This is a genomic window from Sulfitobacter sp. M368 (assembly GCF_025141875.1).
In the GTDB taxonomy this organism is placed as follows: Bacteria; Pseudomonadota; Alphaproteobacteria; order Rhodobacterales; family Rhodobacteraceae; genus Sulfitobacter; species Sulfitobacter mediterraneus_A.
Window position 1 is genome coordinate 1,543,427 of the sequence record NZ_CP081113.1, and the last position, 20,793, is coordinate 1,564,219.

General features: G+C 58.8%; 15 protein-coding genes. 9 read left to right on the top strand and 6 right to left on the bottom strand.

The genetic code is table 11. The features are described from left to right. Position 1: 1 nt before the first annotated feature. Entirely contained in the window at positions 2–2,554 is a 2,553-nt protein-coding gene (gene pepN / locus K3754_RS07745) for an aminopeptidase N (RefSeq protein ID WP_259942591.1), read from the bottom strand. Between the two features lie 102 nt (positions 2,555–2,656). Here pepN and K3754_RS07750 point away from each other — a divergent pair, with 102 nt between their 5' ends. The 5 genes from K3754_RS07750 (at position 2,657) to K3754_RS07770 (ending at position 8,043) form a co-directional block, all read left to right on the top strand. After that, positions 2,657–2,848 carry a hypothetical protein gene (locus K3754_RS07750; protein ID WP_203211577.1) on the top strand — a complete coding sequence of 64 codons (192 nt, stop codon included), beginning with the start codon at positions 2,657–2,659 and terminating at the stop codon, positions 2,846–2,848. A gap of 99 nt (positions 2,849–2,947) precedes the next feature. Continuing rightward, a complete protein-coding gene (locus tag K3754_RS07755; protein WP_259940777.1) occupies positions 2,948–4,312 on the top strand; it encodes an IS1182 family transposase in 1,365 nt (454 codons plus the stop codon). A 240-nt stretch (positions 4,313–4,552) separates the two neighbouring features. Beyond that, a complete protein-coding gene (locus K3754_RS07760; protein WP_259942594.1) occupies positions 4,553–6,685 on the top strand; it encodes a malate synthase G in 2,133 nt (710 codons plus the stop codon). A gap of 88 nt (positions 6,686–6,773) precedes the next feature. Then, a complete protein-coding gene (locus K3754_RS07765) occupies positions 6,774–7,199 on the top strand; it encodes a heme-binding protein (protein ID WP_203211575.1) in 426 nt (141 codons plus the stop codon). A gap of 67 nt (positions 7,200–7,266) precedes the next feature. Next, on the top strand, positions 7,267–8,043 hold the full coding sequence (locus K3754_RS07770) for a gamma-glutamyl-gamma-aminobutyrate hydrolase family protein (RefSeq protein WP_203211574.1): 777 nt from the start codon (positions 7,267–7,269) through the stop codon (positions 8,041–8,043). A 2-nt stretch (positions 8,044–8,045) separates the two neighbouring features. Here K3754_RS07770 and K3754_RS07775 read toward each other — a convergent pair whose 3' ends face one another. After that, positions 8,046–8,597: an REP-associated tyrosine transposase gene (locus K3754_RS07775; protein ID WP_259942597.1), complete on the bottom strand. Its 552-nt coding sequence runs from the start codon at positions 8,595–8,597 to the stop codon at positions 8,046–8,048. Positions 8,598–8,904: 307 nt separating this feature from the next. On the opposite strand from K3754_RS07775, the gene K3754_RS07780 reads away from it, so the two are divergent. From K3754_RS07780 to K3754_RS07790, 3 genes are all read left to right on the top strand, one after another. Further along, positions 8,905–10,479 (top strand): Re/Si-specific NAD(P)(+) transhydrogenase subunit alpha, encoded by a 1,575-nt coding sequence (locus K3754_RS07780; RefSeq protein WP_259942599.1) that lies wholly within the window; start codon positions 8,905–8,907, stop codon positions 10,477–10,479. Positions 10,480–10,492: 13 nt separating this feature from the next. Further along, the gene (locus K3754_RS07785) at positions 10,493–11,926 is read left to right on the top strand and encodes an NAD(P)(+) transhydrogenase (Re/Si-specific) subunit beta (protein ID WP_203211571.1); all 1,434 of its coding nucleotides are present in this window, start codon (positions 10,493–10,495) and stop codon (positions 11,924–11,926) included. A gap of 365 nt (positions 11,927–12,291) precedes the next feature. Beyond that, positions 12,292–13,575, top strand: a complete 1,284-nt coding sequence (locus K3754_RS07790; protein WP_259942602.1) for a DUF3422 family protein — start codon at positions 12,292–12,294, stop codon at positions 13,573–13,575. Here the strand turns inward: K3754_RS07790 and K3754_RS07795 are convergent. The 4 genes from K3754_RS07795 to K3754_RS07810 form a co-directional block, all read right to left on the bottom strand. Then, complete coding sequence (locus tag K3754_RS07795) at positions 13,511–14,584, bottom strand: YeeE/YedE family protein (RefSeq protein WP_259942604.1); 1,074 nt, start codon at positions 14,582–14,584, stop codon at positions 13,511–13,513. The genes K3754_RS07790 and K3754_RS07795 overlap by 65 nt on opposite strands. A gap of 205 nt (positions 14,585–14,789) precedes the next feature. Continuing rightward, a complete protein-coding gene (locus K3754_RS07800; protein WP_203211568.1) occupies positions 14,790–15,788 on the bottom strand; it encodes an ABC transporter permease in 999 nt (332 codons plus the stop codon). Next, complete coding sequence (locus K3754_RS07805; RefSeq protein ID WP_203239659.1) at positions 15,781–16,818, bottom strand: ABC transporter permease; 1,038 nt, start codon at positions 16,816–16,818, stop codon at positions 15,781–15,783. Before K3754_RS07805 ends, K3754_RS07800 begins: the two co-directional genes overlap by 8 nt. Before the next feature lie 108 nt (positions 16,819–16,926). Beyond that, entirely contained in the window at positions 16,927–18,648 is a 1,722-nt protein-coding gene (locus tag K3754_RS07810) for a peptide ABC transporter substrate-binding protein (RefSeq protein ID WP_203211566.1), read from the bottom strand. Positions 18,649–18,957: 309 nt separating this feature from the next. Here K3754_RS07810 and K3754_RS07815 point away from each other — a divergent pair, with 309 nt between their 5' ends. Further along, positions 18,958–20,790 carry an ABC transporter ATP-binding protein gene (locus tag K3754_RS07815; RefSeq protein WP_259942611.1) on the top strand — a complete coding sequence of 611 codons (1,833 nt, stop codon included), beginning with the start codon at positions 18,958–18,960 and terminating at the stop codon, positions 20,788–20,790. Positions 20,791–20,793 lie beyond the last annotated feature (3 nt).

The following is a 20,793-nucleotide window of genomic DNA, read 5'->3' on the forward strand; positions in this document are numbered from 1 at the left end:
CTTATGCCCCCCGGATGCGGGTAAGCATCTCTGTTGTATCGGGGCTGAGATCCGGTGTGGCCAGTATGCGGTCCAACGCGGCGGCGGCCTTGGCCTGGCGATCTGCGTCATAGCGTTTCCAGGTCTGGAAGGCGGTGCACATCCGCGCCGTGGTTTGCGGGTTAACCGCGTCCAGCTTGATCAGCCAATCGGCCAGCAAGGCATAGGCATCGCCGCTGGCGTGATGGAACCCCGCATGATGCATGGACAGGCTGCCGAAGACCGCGCGGAAACGGTTGGGGTTCTTCCAGTTGAAATCGCTATGCTTCGTCAGGCTTTCGGCCACGGCGGCGGCCTCTTCGGGCTTGGCCTCCAGCACCTGTAGGCCGAACCATTTGTCCATCACCAGCCGGTCATCGCGCCATTGGGTTTCAAACCTGGCGAGGGGTTTTTCGCCGTCACCGGCGCGGATCAAACAGGCCAGCGCGCTGAGCTGTTGGGTCATGTTGTCGGCTGCGTTATACTGCGCTTGGGCCAAAGCCCCGCCCTGGCGGCGGGTGATCATGGACAGCATGGCGTTGCCGAGGCTGCGTTTGCCCGCCTGTTCGGCACCGGGTTCATAGGGACCATCGATTTTGCAGGCGTCATAGATGGCTTGGGCTTCATCTGCGAAACGTGCAGCCTTTGCATCGCGCATGGCCTCACCGGCGCGGTAGATCGCAGCGGGGTCCGGCACATGTCCTTGGTCATGCAGGGCGGAGGCCAGATCTGATTGGCTGGGCAGGCCCAGCATCAACGCGCGGTAAGCCGGATCAAGGGCGGCGTCACAGACCACCGCATGAATGCCATCCAGATACGCGCTGTCGGGCGCGGCGTCCGATGTGATCATCGCCAACAAGGATTGCCGCGCCAAGCTGCGCCCGGCTTCCCAGCGGTTGAACGTGTCGGAGTCATGGGCCAGCAAATGCGCACGGTCCGCGTCGGACAGATCATGGGTGAGGACAACCGGCGCCGAGAACCCGCGCAGGATTGAGGCCACGGGCCGTGCGCCCAACCCTTCGAAGGTAAAGCTTTGCTTGGCTTCGGTCATTTCCAGAATCCGCGTTTCGGCCAATTCGTTGCCATTGGGGCCGATCAGGCCGGTGGCAATCGGGATGACCTGCGGCTGTGGATCGGGGGTGGCGACACTGGGCGGTGTATGCTGGGTAAAGGTGAGGGTCAGCGTGCCGTCTTCCCATGTTTCCTCAACGCTCAGGCGCGGGGTGCCGGCCTGACCGTACCAACGCTTGAACTGCGCCAGATCACGGCCGGTGGTGTCCTCAAACACTTTCAGCCAATCCTCGATTGTTGCCGCATCACCGTCATGGCGCTCAAAATAGAGGTTGAGCGCTTTTGCATAGGCTTCATCCCCCACCAACGTCTTGAGCATCCCGATCACTTCGGCGCCCTTTTCATAGACAGTGGCAGTGTAGAAGTTGTTGATCTCCTGAAAGCTTTCAGGGCGCACAGGATGGGCCAGCGGCCCTTGATCCTCGGGAAACTGCCGCCCGCGCAGGTCGATCACATCCGAGATCCGCTTGACCGCGGCAGAGCGCATATCAGAGGTGAACTGGCTGTCGCGGTAGACGGTCAGCCCTTCCTTGAGGCACAGCTGGAACCAGTCACGGCATGTGATGCGGTTGCCGGTCCAGTTGTGGAAGTATTCGTGGGCGATGATCGCCTCGATCCGCTCAAAGTTCATGTCGGTCGAAGTTTCGGGGGAGGCGAGGACGGCGGAGGAGTTGAAGATGTTCAGCCCCTTGTTCTCCATCGCGCCCATGTTGAAATCGTCCACCGCAACGATGTTGAACAGATCGAGATCATATTCGCGGCCATAAACCTCTTCGTCCCATTTCATCGAGGCGATCAGCGCCTCCATGCCAAAAGCGCATTTACCCTCATCGCCGGGACGGACATAAAGGTTGAGATCAACCTTGCGCCCGCTTTGGGTCGTGAACTTGCCCGGATGGGCGACCAAATCACCGGCGACCAAGGCAAAGAGATAGGCGGGTTTGGGCCAAGGGTCATACCATTTGGCATGATGCTCTGAACTGCTGATAGGATTGCCATTGGACAGCAGCACGGGGTGGGGGCCATTGATCGTGACCTCAAAGGTGGCCATCACATCGGGGCGGTCGGGATAATAAGTGATCTTGCGAAAGCCCTCGGCCTCGCATTGGGTGCAATACATCCCGTTCGACATATAAAGCCCCTCCAGCGCGGTGTTGCCGGTTGGGTCAATCTCGACCTCTGCCTCAAAGACAAAAGGTGCGTCCGGCACATCGCAGGTCAGCCCCTTGGACGTGATCTGGGGTGAAACCGCCTGTCCGTCGATCTTCGCCGAGATCAATTTGAGGTGCTCCCCATGCAGAAAAAAAACGTGGTCCTCGGCATCTGGGTTGGGGTGAAAGGCGATGCGGCTTGTTACGCGGGTCGCGCGGGGATCCAGATCAAAGGTCAGCGCCACGCTGTCCACGATGAAACCGAAGGGGGTGTAATCGGCCAGATAGATGGTTTCGGGGGCAGTCTCGGGCATGGAGCAGATCCTTGAGATGGAACAATTTGTTTTGCCGCACGTTATGTCCCTGAACGGAGACCCGCAACCGGGTCTGAACCGAACTGATGAGAGGAACGAACAATGTCTGCACCCGACACAAATATCGAAACACAAAAAGAAAACCACCGTCCCCCGCTTTTGGGGATCAAAGGCGCAATGATCTTTGGGGCGCTGATGCTTTTGGTGGTGATCCTCTTTTCGGTCATGAACGGATCAGAACCAAGTGCGGAAACCCTGATCGGGACTGAAACGACGGTTCAGCCCAGCAACTGATCATTATAAATTTATCTATGAGAAAGCACATCCGGGAGGGTGTGCTCAGACTGCTGACAAAGTCCTCGCCATGAGCGGGGACTTTTGATTCAATGGGGTATGTTGAGAAAGCCTTCCCCACAGCAGACCGAACTTGAGATGGTTACGTTGGAGCAATTGGTGCCGAGCGATCATCTTTTGCGCAAGGTGAGTTCTGCGATTGACTTCGGGTTCATCCGGGAGATGACCGAGGACCTTTATTGCCCCGACAATGGTCGCCCGCCGATTGCGCCTGAGATGCTCTTCAAGGCGCTGTTTGTCGGATACTTGTTCGGCATCCGCTCGGAACGGCAGCTGATGCGGGAGATCGAGGTGAACGTGGCTTATCGTTGGTTCATCGGGCTGCGGCTAACGGACAGCGTTTTTGACGCCAGCACCTTCAGCCAGAACCGCCGCCGCCGGTTCGACGGGACGAATATCGCACAGCGCATCTTTGATCATATTGTGGAGCAGGCCATTGGGCGCGGGCTTGTGGGCGGTGAGGTGCTCTATACAGACAGCACGCATCTGAAGGCCAATGCCAACAAGGGCCGCTATGACAAGGACATGGTCGCCAAATCCCGCGCCGCCTATTGGGATGATTTGGATGCGGCCATCACTGCCGACCGTGCCGCGCATGGCAAAAATCCCCTCAAGCCGAAGGATCGCCAGCCGCCGGTGAAGGAAACCAAGGTCAGCCGCACCGACCCGGACGCAGGTTACATGGTGCGTGACGGCAAACCTAAAGGGTTCTTTTACCTTGATCACCGTACAGTGGACGGGCGCTACGCCATCATCACCGACACCCATGTGACGGCCGCCAACGTGCATGACAGCATCCCCTATCTGGGGCGGTTGGACCGTCAGCGGGCGCGGTTCGGATTTGACGTGCAGGCGGTGGGCCTGGATGCAGGCTATGCCAGCGCGCCGATTGCCAGGGGGCTGGAGGATCGCGGTATCCTCGGTGTTACGGGGTACCTGCGCCCGTCGCGTCCTAAAGGGATGCTGCCCAAACGCGCCTTCCGGTATGATGCGGCAGTGGACGCCTATCGCTGCCCCGAAGGTCAGGTGATCCCTTACGCCACGACCGACCGCAGCGGCTACCGTCACTACAAATCTGACCCGTCACAGTGCCGCGACTGTCCACTGCTGGCCTCCTGTACCACCAACGCCAAGGCCCAGAAAACCGTCACCCGCCATGTCTGGGCCGACGCCCGCGAACGCACAGATGCCCACCGCCTGACCGACTGGGGCAAGGCGCTCTACAAACGACGAAAAGAAACCGTCGAGCGCTCCTTTGCGGACGCCAAACAACTCTTCGGCCACCGCTACGCCCGCTTCCGATCCCGAGCCAAAGTCCAGACCCAATGCCTCCTGGCAGCCACCGCCCAGAACATCAAGAAAATCGCAATGGCTGTATCGCGTGGAACACCACAAAGCACCTGAGACAGAGCAAACCCCTAAACACATAAACAAAACCCCGCCAAAATGACGGGGTTTGTCAGTAATCTGAGCACATCCGGGAGGGTGTGCTTTTTCTTTTGGACCGCCTGCAAAGTGCACCATTTGTGATCATGATCGCGTAGGGATCGGAATTGGTAATATAGTATTACCGCCCCAACTTGTATCGCTGCGACATTATGGATAAACGCGGCAAGGCCGAACATTGCATTGGAGGAGCGCATCGTGACAAACAGGACCGATAAACACGGGTTGCAGGTTGACCCGCTGCTGGCAGACTTTATCGAAACCAAAGCCTTGCCGGGCACGGGCGTGGACGTAGATGCGTTTTGGACCGGTTTTTCATCGCTTGTTCACGATCTGGGGCCAAAAAACCGCGCATTGCTGCAGGCCCGCACCGATATTCAGGCCAAAATTGACGATTGGCACAAAGATCACAGGGGCCAGGCCCACGATGCGGCGGCCTATACCGCGTTTTTGAAAGAGATCGGTTATCTGGTGCCGGAAGGCGGCGCGTTCTCTATTGAAACGACCAATGTTGATCCTGAAATCGCACAGGTGCCGGGGCCGCAGCTTGTGGTGCCGATCACCAACGCCCGTTTTGCGCTGAACGCTGCCAATGCCCGCTGGGGGAGCCTCTATGATGCGTTTTATGGCACCGATGCGCTGGGCGATCTGCCTGCCAAGGGCGGCTATGACCCAGAGCGCGGTGCGCGTGTTGTGGCGAAGGCCAAGGCGTTTCTTGATGAGGTTGCGCCGCTGGCCGGTGGCAGCCATTCGGATGTGACGGGATATAGTGTTGTAGACGGGGCATTGGCGCCTGCATTGGCTGATCCCGCTCAATTTGCCGGGTATCGCGGCGCGGTGGATGCGCCATCGGCGATCCTGGTCAAGAACAACGGGTTGCACATCGAGGTGCAGATTGACGCGGAGCATGCCATCGGAAAAACCGATCCGGCGCATGTGTCCGACATGATCATGGAATCGGCCCTGTCCACGATCATGGATTGCGAAGACAGCGTCGCGGCCGTGGATGCGGAGGACAAGGTTGTCGCATATGGCAACTGGCTTGGCCTGATGAAAGGTGATCTGGAAGAGACCTTTGAAAAGGCCGGAAAGCAGATGACCCGCCGGATGAATCCGGACCGCGACTATACCGCGCCAGACGGGTCTGAGCTGACGCTGAAGGGTCGGTCGCTGATGCTGGTACGGAATGTGGGCCATCTGATGACCAATCCGGCCATTCTGGACCGCGACGGGCTGGAAGCAGGCGAGGGGTTGATGGATGCGATGATCACCAGCCTGATCGCCATGCACGATCTGGCGCGCGAGGGCGGCAATTCCGTCAAGGGCAGCATCTATGTGGTCAAACCCAAGATGCACGGGCCGGAAGAAGTTGCGTTTGCGGACGAGATTTTCAGCCATGTCGAGGCGGCGCTGGGCCTGCCTGCGAACACGGTGAAACTGGGCATCATGGACGAAGAGCGCCGAACCTCTGCCAATCTGGCGGAATGTATCCGCGCCGCGAAAAAGCGGGTGGCCTTCATCAACACCGGGTTCCTCGACCGCACCGGCGACGAGATCCATACCTCGATGGAAGCCGGCCCAATGGTGCCGAAAGGCGAGATGAAAAATGCCGCCTGGATCGCCTCTTATGAGGATCGAAACGTCGATATCGGGCTGGCCTGCGGGCTGCAGGGTCGTGCGCAGATCGGCAAGGGCATGTGGGCCATGCCCGACCTGATGGCCGATATGCTGGAGGTCAAGATCGGCCACCCCAAATCGGGTGCCAATTGCGCATGGGTGCCATCCCCCACAGCGGCGACATTGCATGCCACCCATTATCATCAGGTGGATGTTCTGGCCCGCCAGAACGAAATCAAGGCAGGCGGCGCCCGCGGCACCCTTGCGGATCTGTTGACCATCCCGGTGATGGATGGCCGCAATCTGAGCGCCGAAGAGATCACCCGCGAGATCGAGAACAACGCCCAAGGCATTCTTGGCTATGTGGTGCGCTGGGTGGATCAGGGGGTTGGCTGTTCCAAGGTGCCGGACATCAATGATGTGGGCCTCATGGAAGACCGCGCCACCTGCCGGATTTCGGCGCAAGCGATGGCGAACTGGCTGCATCACGGGGTGATCAGCGAGGCGGAGGTCCTGGCCGGATTGAAAAAGATGGCGGCAGTGGTGGACCGGCAGAACGCCGGAGATCCGCTTTATCAGCCAATGGCGCCAGGATTTGACGGGATCGCGTTTCAGGCGGCCTGTGATCTGGTGCTGAAAGGGCGGCAGCAGCCCTCAGGCTATACCGAGCCTGTGCTGCATGCACGACGGTTGGAGTTGAAGGCCGCAGACTAGGCTGCGCGGAACACAGGGCGGATGCGAGGGGCCAGCCCCTCGCGCACCCCGGAGTATTTAGAGCCAAAAAGGGAAGAGGAAGATCGAGATGGGTATTTCATTGCGCAAGGCGCGGACGATTATTCGCAAGTCACTGGAAAAAGGCCGCGAGATGGAGCTGAAGCCATTGTCCGTGGTGGTTTTGGATGCAGGCGGCCATGTTCAGGCGTTTGAGCGGGAGGATGGCGCAGCACCAGGGCGGTTCTCGATCGCCCATGGCAAGGCCTATGGTGCCGTGATGTTGGGCATGGCCGGTACGGCGCAGATGAAACGGGCCGAGGATCAGGCTTATTTCATGGCGGCGGTGAACGGCGTTTATGGCGGTCAGGTGATCCCGGTGCCGGGCGGCGTGTTGCTGCGCGACAAAAAGGGCGCGGTGATTGGCGCGGTTGGCGTCACGGGGGATACCTCGGACAATGATGCGGTGGCGGCGCTGGCCGGGATCGAAGCGGCGGGTCTGACCGGCGAGATCTGATCGGTGGTTGAGGGCGGGGAAATCCCGCCCTATATTGCCTCGAACCTGTCTAACCTTTTGGTGATCTATGGCCCGTCCAGTTGTTGGCATTATCGGCAATTCCTATTTGTTGAACGATCAGTACCCGGTGCATGCGGGCGGGCAGATGAACGCGGATGCCTTGGCCGAAGTGGCCGGCTGCATGCCGTTGATCATTCCAAGTGACCCCAAACATGTCAGCGTTGCAGAGCTTCTGGATGTGTGTGACGGCTTCCTGCTGACCGGTGGGCGGCCCAATGTGCATCCCGAGGAATATGGCGAGGACGCAACCGAGGCACACGGAGAATTTGACCGCGCCCGCGATGCAATTGTTTTGCCGCTGGTGCGGGCCTGCGTGGAGCGCGGCCAGCCGTTTCTGGGCATTTGCCGGGGGTTTCAAGAGGTCAATGTCGCGATGGGCGGCACGCTTTATCCCGAGATCCGTGATTTGCCGGGGCGCATGAACCACCGGATGCCGCCCGAGGGCACCATCGAGGAGAAGTTCGAACTGCGCCATGATGTGACCTTTACCGAAGGCGGCGTGTTTCATGAGCTTATGGGGGCGCCAGTCGTTCGGACCAATACGCTGCACGGGCAGGGGATCAAACGCGCCGGGCAACGGATTGTGATTGATGGTCATGCCGAGGATGGCACGCCTGAGGCGATCTATGTTGAGGGCGCGCCGGGCTTTACCCTGGCGGTGCAATGGCACCCGGAGTGGAACGCGGCGGGTGATCCTGTTTCACGGCCCTTGTTTGCCGGATTTGGCAGCGCGGTGCGCCAATGGGCGGCGAGTGGCGCCGCGCCGGCCCTCAAAGCGGTCTGAATTCACAAAGCAACACGCGCGATCTCAACGGGTTGCGGTATTGCTGGCGGCGCGGCAGAGCCAAGTGGCGCAGGCAGGGGGTATCCGCGGGCAAGGTCGCGGTGGATCGATGAATATTGCCAATCCTGCGGGGTCTTGCACAATCCGGCCTGAACCGGACTGTGGTAAATCAAAGCCCGATACCGATTGAACTGGGCCGCATTGCGTAGAGGGTGGCACCAATAGCCGCGCTGCCAGATGCCTTTCTCTCCCTTCTTGATTTGTGACGGGCTGCGATAGGTCGCGGGTGGCAGATGTCTTGAAAACCGCGCTTTGAACATGCCAATCCGGTTGGCGATATCTGTAGCTTCATGCGGCAAGGTCCAGATCATGTGGATCGTTGCAGGCAGAACGGCAATGGCATCTATGCGAAACCTGTGATGGCGCAGGGTGCTGCGCATGGCGGCGCGCAATTTGCCGATGCGGCGCAGCAGCACATCGTCTTGCGGATCGGCGAGGCGAAGCGTGAAGAAGTGGCGGTTCGTGCCGAAGGCGGGCGGGGTGAGATCTTGCATGGTGATGAGGCTACGCAGGGCAAGGTTAACACTTGGCTAACGCCGGGGGAGCGGAAAACCAGAGGTGCGCAGGCGCACCGGCCTCTTCGATGCGGCAGGGCGATTCACCTCTGCAAATGCGGCTCATGGCACCGGAACATTCTGATCACGACACTTTGTGCCTAAGAAACAGCATTTTTGGGAAGGATTTCCCTCGTTTGACGCCCCGAAACATGGACTGCCGCTTGTACAATTGTGGTCTGCACGCTATCGGATACGCAACAAAGTTGCGCCAATGGGGTGCGGCTCATTTGCGGGGGATTTTGAATTGAAGATCGGAACGCCAAAAGAGATTTTTGAAGGGGAAGCCCGCGTTGCAATGACGCCGGAGTCGGCTCTTCAGTTGCAAAAACTCGGGCATGATTGTGTGATTGAAACGGGGGCGGGTGCCGCTGCTGGTTTTGATGATGCGTCATATAAGGCTGCGGGTGTCGAGGTGGTCAAAACCGCCGCGGCGCTCTGGAAAGCGGCCGATGTGGTGGCCAAGGTCCGCGCGCCCAATGACGCCGAGCTGAAGCGCCTGCGCGACGGCCAGACGCTGATTTCCTTCTTCAACCCGGCAGGAAATGCCGAAGGCATGGAAGCGGCGGCCAAGAAGGGCGCCACGGTCATCGCGATGGAGATGATCCCGCGTATTTCCCGCGCACAGAAAATGGATGCGTTGTCGTCCATGGCCAATATCGCAGGCTACCGCGCGGTGATCGAGGCCGGCAACAACTTCGGCCGCTTTTTCACCGGCCAGATCACGGCGGCGGGCAAGGTGCCCCCGGCCAAAGTTCTGGTTGTCGGGGCGGGTGTGGCCGGCCTTGCGGCGATTGGGACATCCACATCGCTGGGTGCGATCACCTATGCTTTTGACGTACGTCCAGAAGTGGCCGAACAGGTTGAATCCATGGGCGCTGAATTTGTCTACCTCGATTTTGAGGAAGAACAGCAGGACGGCGCGGCAACAGGCGGCTATGCCTCTGTTTCTTCACCGGAATTCCGCGAGGCGCAGCTGGCCAAATTCCGTGAACTGGCGCCTGAAGTCGATATCGTGATCACCACGGCGTTGATCCCCAACCGCGAGGCGCCGGAGCTGTGGACCGAGGACATGGTGAAATCCATGAAACCTGGCTCCGTGATCGTGGATCTGGCGGCGGAAAAGGGCGGCAACTGCAAGCTGACCGTGGCGGACGAGAAGATCGTGACCGACAATGGCGTGACCATCATCGGCTACACGGATTTCCCAAGCCGGATGGCGACGCAGGCTTCAACCCTCTATGCCACCAACATCCGTCATTTGATGACCGATCTGACCCCTGAAAAAGACGGTGTGATCAATCACAATATGGAAGATGACGTGATCCGCGGCGCGACCGTGACCCACGCCAAGGAAATCACCTTCCCGCCGCCCCCGCCCAAGATCGCGGCGATTGCGGCAGCGCCCAAGAAAGAAGCGCCCAAAGAGCTGACACGCGAAGAAAAGGCCGCACAAGAGGTCGCCGCGTTCAAACAGCAGACCAAGAACCAGGTCACATTGCTGGCCGTGGGCGGTGCGTTGCTTCTGGCGGTTGGCCTTGTGGCGCCAGCCAGCTTTATGCAGCACTTTATCGTCTTTGTGCTGGCGGTCTTTGTCGGGTTCCAGGTGATCTGGGGCGTGGCGCACAGCCTGCACACACCGCTGATGGCGGTGACCAATGCGATCTCTTCGATCATCATTCTGGGGGCGCTGATGCAGATCGGCTCCAGCTCGTTCCTGGTGATCATTCTAGCTGCCTTGTCGGTCTTCATGTGTGGGATCAACATCTTTGGTGGCTTTCTCGTGACACGGCGCATGCTCGCCATGTTCCAGAAATCTTAAGGGAGCGGGATCCATGGATTTTGGTTTTACAACAGCAGCCTACGTCGTTGCGGCCGTTCTTTTCATTCTCAGCCTTGGCGGGCTGTCCGGTCAGGAAAGCGCCAAACGCGCGGTCTGGTACGGGATTGTCGGCATGGCGCTGGCGGTTGCGGCCACATTGATCGGGCCGGGCTCAGGTTTCTGGCTTTTGTCGCTGGTGCTGATCGCCGGTGGCGGTGCCATCGGGTATCAGCTGGCCACACGGGTGCAGATGACGCAGATGCCCGAATTGGTCGCGGCGATGCACTCCTTGGTGGGTCTCGCGGCGGTCTTCGTTGGCTTCAACGCCCATTTTGAGCTGGGCAATGTGATGGCGATGGACGAGGCCGCGAAGAAGGCGACCGAAGGCTTTGCCGCGCTTCTGGCCAAGAAAGACGGCGTCGAGATTGCCATCCTGCGGGTTGAGGTCTTTTTGGGCATCTTTATCGGTGCGGTGACCTTTACCGGCTCTGTGATTGCCTATGGCAAGCTGGCGGGCCGTGTAGATTCAGCGGCGAAGAAACTGCCCGGTGGGCATTTCCTGAACGCGGCTGCGGCGGCGCTCTCTGCCATTTGTCTGATCTGGTATTTCAACACAGGTGGCTTCCTGCCGCTCTTTGTGATGACGCTGGCCGCCTTGTTTATCGGTTATCACCTGATCACGGGGATCGGCGGCGCGGATATGCCGGTGGTTGTCTCGATGCTGAACTCCTACTCAGGTTGGGCTGCGGCGGCGATTGGCTTTAGCCTTGGCAATGATCTGTTGATCGTGGTGGGTGCACTTGTTGGCTCTTCCGGTGCGATCCTCAGCTACATCATGTGTAAGGCGATGAACCGTTCGTTCATCAGCGTGATCCTCGGCGGCTTTGGCGGCCCCGCAGGTGAGCAGATGGCGGTTGAGGGCGAGCAGATCGCGATCGAGGCCGATGGCGTTGCTGCGGCCTTGAACGAGGCCGACAGCGTCATCATCATCCCCGGTTACGGTATGGCGGTGGCCCAGGCCCAGCAGGCCGTGAGCGAGTTGGTGAAAAAGCTGCGTGCAAAGGGCAAGAATGTGCGGTTCGCCATTCATCCGGTTGCGGGGCGTTTGCCAGGGCACATGAACGTGCTGCTGGCCGAGGCCAAGGTGCCTTATGACATCGTGATGGAGATGGACGAGATCAATGATGATTTCCCTGACACCGACGTGGCGATTGTGATTGGCTCCAACGACATCGTGAACCCGGCGGCGCAGGACGATCCGAACAGCCCGATTGCCGGTATGCCGGTTCTGGAATGCTGGAAAGCCAAGCAGGTGTTCGTGTCCAAACGCGGGCAGGGCACCGGTTATTCCGGGATCGAGAACCCGTTGTTCTTTAAGGAGAACACGCGGATGTTCTATGGCGATGCCAAGGCGTCCCTGGACAAGCTGTTGCCGATGATCGACTGACGTTTTCCTGGAAAGAAAACGGTGCGGAAATTCTGAAAAGTTCCGCGCACCATCCTTGAACGCCCTGCCAGAAATGGCGGGGCGTTTTTCTTTGAAGGCAGGAGCGCAGAATTCGATCAGGATAGTGGCGCCGTGGCCGTTCCAATTGGTTCAGAGACCCGCAGTCAAATGTGCCATGGGCAGGTGCCGCCATGACACGCCTTGTCAGCCCCCCCGCTTTGGGCTGCGATGATGCGCGGCGTGGCAGGCAATGATCTGTATACCGAAGTACACCGTCAAGATGCTGATATATAACATTTTTCTCTATTCAGGGCGGAGAAATTCCCTATGGTGGGCGAAATGTCCTCGACTGCCGGATTTGACCCATGGCCCCGATCAAAGACCACCCCAACCGCTATGCCCTTTCGGGGGAGCTTCACGCGCGGCCCTTTCCATCGCTCACTGCGCCTTCAACGGCGGTCTTCCTGGCGATCCAACCCTCTCCAGATCCTGCCAAGCGGGACCGCAGCGCCGATCACGCGCATTTGGTCGCTTTGCTGGACCATTACGGCGCGCCGCATCCCGGTGCGGATGCTACACATTATTATGGTGAGATGGGGAAATACTGGCTCAAGTGGGAACAACACACGGAATTTGTAACCTATACGGTATTTTCCCAAGATGTGTCGGACCGGCCATTTGATCCTGTCGAGTTTGATGTTTTTCCCGACTATTGGCTTGAGAGCGTGCCGGGGGGGCGGATCACATCTGCCTTGCTCCGGTTGATGCCGCGGCCAGAAGAGGACATCCAGATTGCCGATCAGTTGCGCAATTGGTTTGTGCCCGAAAGCCTTGCAGTGGCCACGGTTCTGGAAGGGGCTGCCGTTGTGGCCACCGATTTCAGGATCGATCCGGCGGGCCACCTGCGCATTGCGATTTTCACGGCAGAGACCACCGGCAAACGTCGCATCGGGCGCATTCTGCAGCGGCTCTGCGAGATCGAGACCTACAAGGCGGCCTCGATGCTGGGGTTTGCCATGGTCAAGACCATGTCACCGCAGCTCAACCGGCTTGATGGCAAGCTGACCGATCTGATGGCGCAGATGCGCGGCTCTTCTGCGGTCGCAGAGGACACATTGCACGCGCTGTTGGATATCTCGGTGGAGCTTGAGACGCTGTCTGTGCAATCGGCCTACCGGCTGGGTGCGACGGGGGCCTATCAGGCCTTGGTCAACCAGCGCATCCTGGCGCTGCGGGAGTCGCGGTTTATGGGGCGGCAAGGCTTTGGCGAATTTATGATGCGCCGCTATGAGCCTGCGATGCGCACCGTGCAATCCACCGAGGCGCGGCTCAAGGAGACATCGGCGCGGGCGATCCGTGCCAGTGAGTTGCTCAGGACGCGGGTGGATGTGGAACGCTCGGCCCAGAACCAGGCCATTCTGGCCAGTATGGACCGCCGCGCCGATTTGCAGTTGCGGTTGCAACATACCGTTGAGGGGCTTTCGGTTGTGGCGATCAGCTATTACGCGGTCTCGCTCACCGGGTATTTGCTCTATCCATTGGCGGGGGTGATGGAGATGAGCAAAGGCATGCTCATCTCGTTGATCACTCTGCCGGTAGTGGGGGCTGTTTGGTGGATGGTGCGGCGTCTGCGTAAGCGTCTTGGCTGAGCAGGGCGTGGGTCACTTTGGCCCCGACCGCAATCATCACAATTGCCAGAATGGCGGCCACAGAGAGTGTCGGCACGCCTGAAAGGCCTGCACCAAGGGTACAGCCGCCCGCGAGCACACCGCCGACGCCCATGAGCGCCGCGCCCAGCATGTAGCGCCCGGTTTGGCGTGGCGCTTCAAAGCTTTGCCACTGGAAGCCGCCAAACAGCAGGCTGGCCAGCAAGGCACCAACAAAGACGCCGCCCAGAAGGCCAGTGCCGAATCCGGAAGGGATTGAGCTGCTGGCGATGCTCCAGAACAGGGTCTCCGATGCGGGGGAAGTGAACGACAGGCTTTCCATGGCGATGGGGTCAAAATCGTCAAAGAGGACAAAGCCGGTGCCGACCCATGCGGCAGGCACCAAAAGGCCGATCACGGCGGCCATCACCAATTGCGCAACGGAGTTGCCGGATTGAAAGGCAAAGATCAGGGCGATCATGACAATCAGCCCACTCCAGACCCATGCGCCGCCGGGCAGGGCGGCGAGGCTGACGTAGTCGCCCATTTCCACTGTGACACTGCCCAGGGCCACGCGCAGGGGGGCCAGAACCCCTTTGAGGGTCATATGGGCCACAACGGCAAAGACCAGCACCACCAGCGCCGCACGCAGGTTGCCAGAGCCGGATAGAACCGTCAGGCGAGAGATACAGCCGCGTGTCAGGACCATTCCTGCACCAAAGAGCAGGCCACCTGCAGCGATGGCCAGAATGGGCAGGGCCGATGTCATAAAGCGATGTTCGTCAAAGGTGATCCATTCGGCGGCCACTGCACCTTGGGTGCCGATGATCGCGACAGCCAGCGCCATGAGCCAGACACCGCCCGCGGCGCGGCGATCTTCGCCAACCAGCGACCGGCGGAAACAGAACTTGGTGCGCTGCGCCAACACGCCAAACACCAGACCAATGATCGCCGCCAGCAGAACAGACGCCTGCCGCGCGGTGGTTTCTTCAAAACCAAAAGACTCAAACATCGCCGTAATCTCCAAAATCGGAATATTTTCCCATTTGGCGCGATATACATTGCCAATCAAGCATATGAGAATGTGATTGTGGGGTGTTGGCAGGGAGATAATTCTGAAAAAGGGTGGAGGATCAAAACATCCTCCACCCTTTATTGATTTGTCAGAACAGGAGTTGTTTCAACGCGCCAGTGGAGGCGCATTGATCCTTATTTGCCTATCGTCCGCGGATCCGCGGATCGAGCGCATCACGCAGGCCATCGCCAAGGTAGTTCACGCTCAGCACCGTCAGTGAGATCGCGATGCCGGGCAGCAAGACCCGCTCGGGAAAGTCCTGCATCCGCTGCACCGCATCGGCCAATAGCTTGCCCCATGTCGGATAGTCCGAGGGGAAGCCAACGCCCAGAAAGCTCAGCGCGCTTTCGGTGATGATCGCGGTTGCCAGGCCCAGCGTCGCGGAAACCATGATGGGCGAGATCACATTGGGCAGCAGGTGCCGGCGGATGATCTTGCCCGAAGTGGTGCCGATGGACCGGGCGGCGAGGATGAACTCACGTTCCTTGAGCGCCAGAATGTCACCCCGCACGATCCGCGCGGTTTGCATCCATGAGGTGAGGCCGATGACTGCGACAATCAGGATGAACATGCCGCCTTCGGGCCCGAACCGCGAATTGAGCGGTTGCCGGAACAGGGTCACCGCCAGCAGAACCAGTGGCAGGATCGGCAGCGACAACACCAGATCGGTAAAACGCATCAGCCAGAAATCAAGCCGCTTGAAGTAGCCGGCAATCACGCCGATGGCGGTGCCGATAACCAAAGCCAGACCCATGGCGAGCCAGCCGACGGACATGGATACGCGCCCTCCGGCAATCATCTGGGCCATGATATCGCGGCCCAATTGGTCGGTGCCAAAGGGATGCGCCCATCCGGCCTTCGCATCCGGTTCCCAAAGCAGGGTGTAGACCGGGCGCCAGTTCTTGTTGCGAATATCGAGCCCCTTGGGATCAACATCCCACAGGTAAGGGCCAAAGATCACCGCAAAGGTGATGAAGATCAGGAAGCCGCCACCAAAGACCGCGCCTTTGTGTTTGCGGAACTGGTCCCAGACATCGCGCCACTGACTGCGCGGCGGCTTTTGCGGCTCTTTGTCGGTGAGCGCGCCAAAGGTCTCGATATCGGCCTCGATGGGGCTTGCGGGGATAGGTTGCTCAGTCATAGCGGATCCTCGGGTCAAGCGCGCCATAGAGGACGTCGGCGATAAGGTTAAACAGAACGATCAGGATGGCGAAGATAAAGGTCAGGGTCATCACCATCGGCAGATCGTTGGCAAAAAGCGCGGTCAGCAGAAGCTGTCCGATACCGTTCACCTTGAACACGTTCTCGGTGATGATCGCGCCGCCAAAGATGGCCGGCATGCCCAGTGCAATCACGGTCACAACCGGGATCATCGAGTTGCGCAGCACATGCACCATGACCACAACGCCTTCGCGCAGGCCTTTGGCACGGGCTGTGCGCACATAGTCCTGATTGAGGTTGTCCAGCATCGCACCGCGCATATAGCGGCTGATCTGGGCGGTGGTTTGCAGCGCCAGCACCATCACCGGCATGATCATCTGGAAGAACTGCACCTTAAAGCTGGCCCAGTCGGTCACCACATGGGTGGTGTCATAGATCGATGGCAACCAACCGAGGTAAACCGAGAAGATCACGATCAGCAGGGGGCCGGTGAAGAATGGCGGGATCGAAAAGCCGATCATGGTGATGAAGGTACCGGCCTGATCGAACACGGAGTAATGCTTGTAGGCCGAATAGATCCCGATCGGGATCGCAATCACGATGCCAACAACATAGCTCAAGCCAACAACCCAAAGGGTTTGCGGCATCCGCTGCACCACGATGTCCATCACCGGAGAGCGGGTTTGCCAACTGATCACGCGCAGTTTGCCTTCGGAGAATGCGGTATCCGGCAGCCAGCTGAACAGGCTCGACGTGTTGGTCAGATAATCGATAAAGACCAGCGGTTCGATCCAGAAGAACTGGATCAGCCACTTGTAGTACTGCACATGGATCGGCTGACCCAGACCCAGCGCCTCGCGCATCTTTTGTTTGACCTCGGGCGGCACCGTCAACGGCACCTGTGCCATCGGATCGCCCGGAGCGAGTTGGAGAAGAAGGAAAATAACGAGACTGATGAACAAAAGTGTCGGGATCGACAGCAACAATCGTCGTAGGGTGAAGGTCAACATAAGCGTCGCCTTTGCAATTCAGTCTGATGGGGTGGGTGAAGGTGCAGGGCGAGACATGCCCGCCCTGCCGCAAAAAGAGAAAGGCGGGCCAGACGACCCGCCATTCTTTTATTCCTTGATGCGATACCAGTCAGCAACGTTCCACAGTTCGCTGTCCCATGTGTTCAGGACAACACCGCCCAATGTGTTGGACGCAGCGGAAACACGACCACGGTCAACCAGCGGCACGATTGTCATCGTGTCTTTGGTGAGCATGTTGTTCAGCTTCTTGGAGATTTCACCGCGCTTGTCCAGTTCGCCTGTGCGGGACAATTCGTCCAGCAGGGCGTCATATTCTGGATCACAGAAGCGGTTGATGTTTTCACCCTGCCACTGGCTGGATGGCTTTGGCTCGTTGCCGCAACGGTAGGCCGACAGATAAGCCTGTGGGTCTGTGCCGTCGAAGTTGTTGGCGTACATTTCCACGTCCGCGTAGAACTTCTGGAAGGTGTCAGGGGAACCTGGGTCACCACCAAAGAACACGGATGCGTCCAAGTTGCGCAGTTCAACTTCTACGCCGATCTGGTTCCACCAGTCCTTGATCAGGGCTTGGAAATCCTGACGCACAGCGTTGGTCGATGTCTGGTACAGGATCGACAGTTTCACGCCGTCCTTGTCACGTACACCGTCGCCATCGCTGTCAACCCAGCCGGCTGCGTCGAGCATGGCTTTGGCGCCGTCGATGTCTTGTGTCAGACACTCGGTGTTGTCGGACGCATAAAGCGCTGGCGCAGGCACCAGATTACAGGTCGGACGACCCGCTTGACCGTAGCCAACTTCGACCAGCAAAGGACGGTCGATCGCCATGGACAGTGCCCGGCGTACCGCTTCGTCAGACAGGAACGGGTGCGGATGCGCAACGGTGGAGCGCTCGCCCTCGGGCAGATCTGGCGATGGGTTGGTCAGGTTCATTTCCAGACGCTCAACCAGCGTACCGAATGCGGAAATTGGCTTGCCTTTGCCCGCTTCGGCCATTTTGGCCAGAACATCGGGTGCCAACTGCATGTTCCATGCATAGTCAAACTCGCCGGTTTCCATAACCGCACGGCCAGCTGCAACCGCATCACCGCCACCTTTGAAGGTCAGCGACGCAAAGGCAGGTTTGCCTTCTTCACGGTAGTTTTCGTTGGCTTCCATGGTGATCACGTCATTTGGACGGAACTCCACAACCTTGAAAGGACCGGTGCCAATTGGATTAAAGTTGGCTTCGGTACATTCCGGCGCCTTGGCACCGAGGCATTCAGAGAACTGTGCCTTCTGAATGATCGGGGACTGGCCGCCCATGAACGGGCCGTATGGGTTTGGTTTGGCTTCGGAGAAGTGCACCTTGACCGTCAGGTCATCCAGAACTTCGACCGAATCAACGCCGTCAAACTTGGAACCCTGCGCACAGCCACCTTCGGGGTGCATGCAGTATTCCGCCGTGAACGCGACGTCCGCAGATGTCACAGGGGAGCCGTCGGACCATACAAGACCGCTTTTCAGCTTCCATGTGATGGATTTGAGATCTGCGCTTACGCCGCCATTTTCAACCGTTGGAATTTCTTCCGCCAGATAGGGGACCAATGCGCCGGTTTCGTTGTAACGGCCCAGAGGCTCAATCACGAGCGAGGCCGATTCGAGATCCTTGGTGCCGCCGGACAGATATGGGTTCAGGATCGATGGCGCTTGCCAATAAATGATCTTGACCTCACCGTCGCGCCCGCGTTCGCCGGAATGGCCGTCCGCGAGGGCGAAAGGTGCAAAGGCAGCTGAGGCAATTGCACCCATCAAAAGGGTTTTCATTTTCATTTTTTACTCCTTGTTGGACACGTGTTGCGTGTCGCGTTTTGGGGTGGGGTTGGTCCGCACCCTTTCTTGTCGCATTGAGTTTGGTTTAAGAACGACGGCTAACGTTGCGTAAAGTCCGCGCAAAAGCCGATTTGTTTGTTCACTCCCCCAAAGCGCATGGGGCGTATCGAAACAGGTTTGGCCAGAAATGCAACCCCAGACATTAATCCAGCCGCAAATTACGCATGGGCAACGGCGGATGTTTGACAGTCTTGGTGCAATCGCCGTAGCGTCCATCAACCCAGACGACAAATAACAATAGGAAACGTGATGCTGGATCAGACGACCAAAGGCCCGATTGCCCAAATTCAAGGGCTTCGCGTGGAATTTCAAACAAAAGATGGCCCTGTGGTCGGCGTTGAAGATGTCAGTTTCGACATCAATCCGGGCGAAACGGTCTGTGTCGTGGGCGAATCTGGCTCCGGTAAATCGGTCTCATCGCTGTCTTTGATGCGGTTGGTCGAATATGGCGGCGGAGAAATTGCCGGGGGGCGGCTGTTGTTTGACCGTGCCCAGGGCGGCGAGGTGGATCTGGCGCAAACCAATCAGCCAACGATGCGCCATATTCGCGGCAATGAGATCGGGATGATCTTCCAAGAACCGATGACGGCCCTGAACCCGGTGTTCACAGTGGGCAAGCAGTTGACCGAGGGTCTTCGCTTGCACAAGGGCATGAACAAGGCGCAGGCCGAAGCGCGGGCGCTGGATCTGCTCAAACAGGTGCGCATCCCCGAGCCGGAGCGGCGTTTGCAGCAATACCCTCATGAATTGTCAGGCGGCATGCGCCAGCGTGTTGTGATCGCCATGGCGCTGGCCTGCGAGCCGCGCCTTTTGATCGCGGATGAGCCGACAACGGCACTGGATGTGACCATTCAGGCCGAAATCCTTGCCTTGATGGACCGATTGAAGCGCGAAACCGGCACGGCGGTGATGTTTATCACCCATGATATGGCCGTTGTGGCACAGATGGCCGACCGTGTGGTGGTCATGTTCCGCGGCAACAAGGTCGAAGAGGGCACGGTCGAAGAGATTTTCGAGAACCCGCAGCACCCTTATACCAAGGCGCTTTTGGCGGCGGTTCCAAAACTGGGCGAGATGACCGGCAAGGCCTATCCCGAGCCGATGAAACTGATGGGCAGCGAAGACAAGGAAATCCTGCCGATCAAGGGATCGGACGAGGTTTTGCTGACGGTCAAGAATCTGACCACACGTTTTCCGGTGCAGGGCGGCTTTTTCCGCCGGACAATCGCCAATGTGCATGCGGTCGAGGATGTCTCATTCTCAATCAACAAAGGCGAAACGCTGAGCCTTGTGGGCGAATCCGGTTGCGGCAAATCCACCGCGGGCCGGTCCATTTTGCGGCTGGTAGAGCCGCAAGAGGGTGAGATCGACCTTGGCGGCAAAGACATCATGGCGTTGAACCACCAGCAGTTGCGCAACGCGCGGCTTGATATGCAGATGATCTTTCAAGATCCCTTCGCCTCGCTCAATCCGCAGATGCAATTGTCCGATCAGGTGGCCGAACCCATTCACAACTTTGCCACGCTCAAGGGTGGGGACATCACCAAACGGGTCGAGATGCTGTTTGACCGGGTGGAGCTGCCGCGCAGCTTTATGCGGCGCTTTCCGCACGAACTGTCCGGGGGACAACGCCAACGTGTCGCGATTGCCCGTGCGCTGGCACTGAACCCCAAGTTGATCATTGCGGATGAGGCTGTGTCGGCGCTGGACGTGTCGGTGCAGGCGCAGGTGCTGAACCTGATGATGGAGTTGCAACAAGAACTTAATCTGTCGTTCCTGTTTATCAGCCACGATATGGCGGTGGTCGAACGTGTGAGCCACCGCGTGGGCGTGATGTATCTGGGCCGGATTGTCGAGATCGGAAAGCGATCGCAAGTATTTGAAAACCCACAGCATCCTTACACGCAAGCCTTGATGAAAGCGGTTCCCATCGCCGACCCGCGCAAACGTAAGGACGAGAAGGATCTCAACTTCAAGCCGATCCCTTCGCCGATCCATCCAATCAGTTACAGGCCGCAGAAATCCATCTACCGGCAGATCGAACCGGGCCACGAGGTGTTGCTGACCGACAGCGGCTATTGATCC

Bases quoted from the DNA above. Each gene is read 5' to 3' on its own strand.
- K3754_RS07790 (WP_259942602.1), top strand. From the start codon at position 12,292: ATGGCCCCGATCAAAGACCACCCCAACCGCTATGCCCTTTCGGGGGAG.
- K3754_RS07765 (WP_203211575.1), top strand. From the start codon at position 6,774: ATGGGTATTTCATTGCGCAAGGCGCGGACGATTATTCGCAAGTCACTG.
- K3754_RS07785 (WP_203211571.1), top strand. From the start codon at position 10,493: ATGGATTTTGGTTTTACAACAGCAGCCTACGTCGTTGCGGCCGTTCTT.
- K3754_RS07805 (WP_203239659.1), bottom strand. From the start codon at position 16,818: ATGTTGACCTTCACCCTACGACGATTGTTGCTGTCGATCCCGACACTT.
- K3754_RS07795 (WP_259942604.1), bottom strand. From the start codon at position 14,584: ATGTTTGAGTCTTTTGGTTTTGAAGAAACCACCGCGCGGCAGGCGTCT.
- K3754_RS07810 (WP_203211566.1), bottom strand. From the start codon at position 18,648: ATGAAAATGAAAACCCTTTTGATGGGTGCAATTGCCTCAGCTGCCTTT.
- pepN (WP_259942591.1), bottom strand. From the start codon at position 2,554: ATGCCCGAGACTGCCCCCGAAACCATCTATCTGGCCGATTACACCCCC.
- K3754_RS07815 (WP_259942611.1), top strand. From the start codon at position 18,958: ATGCTGGATCAGACGACCAAAGGCCCGATTGCCCAAATTCAAGGGCTT.
- K3754_RS07750 (WP_203211577.1), top strand. From the start codon at position 2,657: ATGTCTGCACCCGACACAAATATCGAAACACAAAAAGAAAACCACCGT.
- K3754_RS07770 (WP_203211574.1), top strand. From the start codon at position 7,267: ATGGCCCGTCCAGTTGTTGGCATTATCGGCAATTCCTATTTGTTGAAC.
- K3754_RS07800 (WP_203211568.1), bottom strand. From the start codon at position 15,788: ATGACTGAGCAACCTATCCCCGCAAGCCCCATCGAGGCCGATATCGAG.
- K3754_RS07755 (WP_259940777.1), top strand. From the start codon at position 2,948: ATGTTGAGAAAGCCTTCCCCACAGCAGACCGAACTTGAGATGGTTACG.
- K3754_RS07775 (WP_259942597.1), bottom strand. From the start codon at position 8,597: ATGCAAGATCTCACCCCGCCCGCCTTCGGCACGAACCGCCACTTCTTC.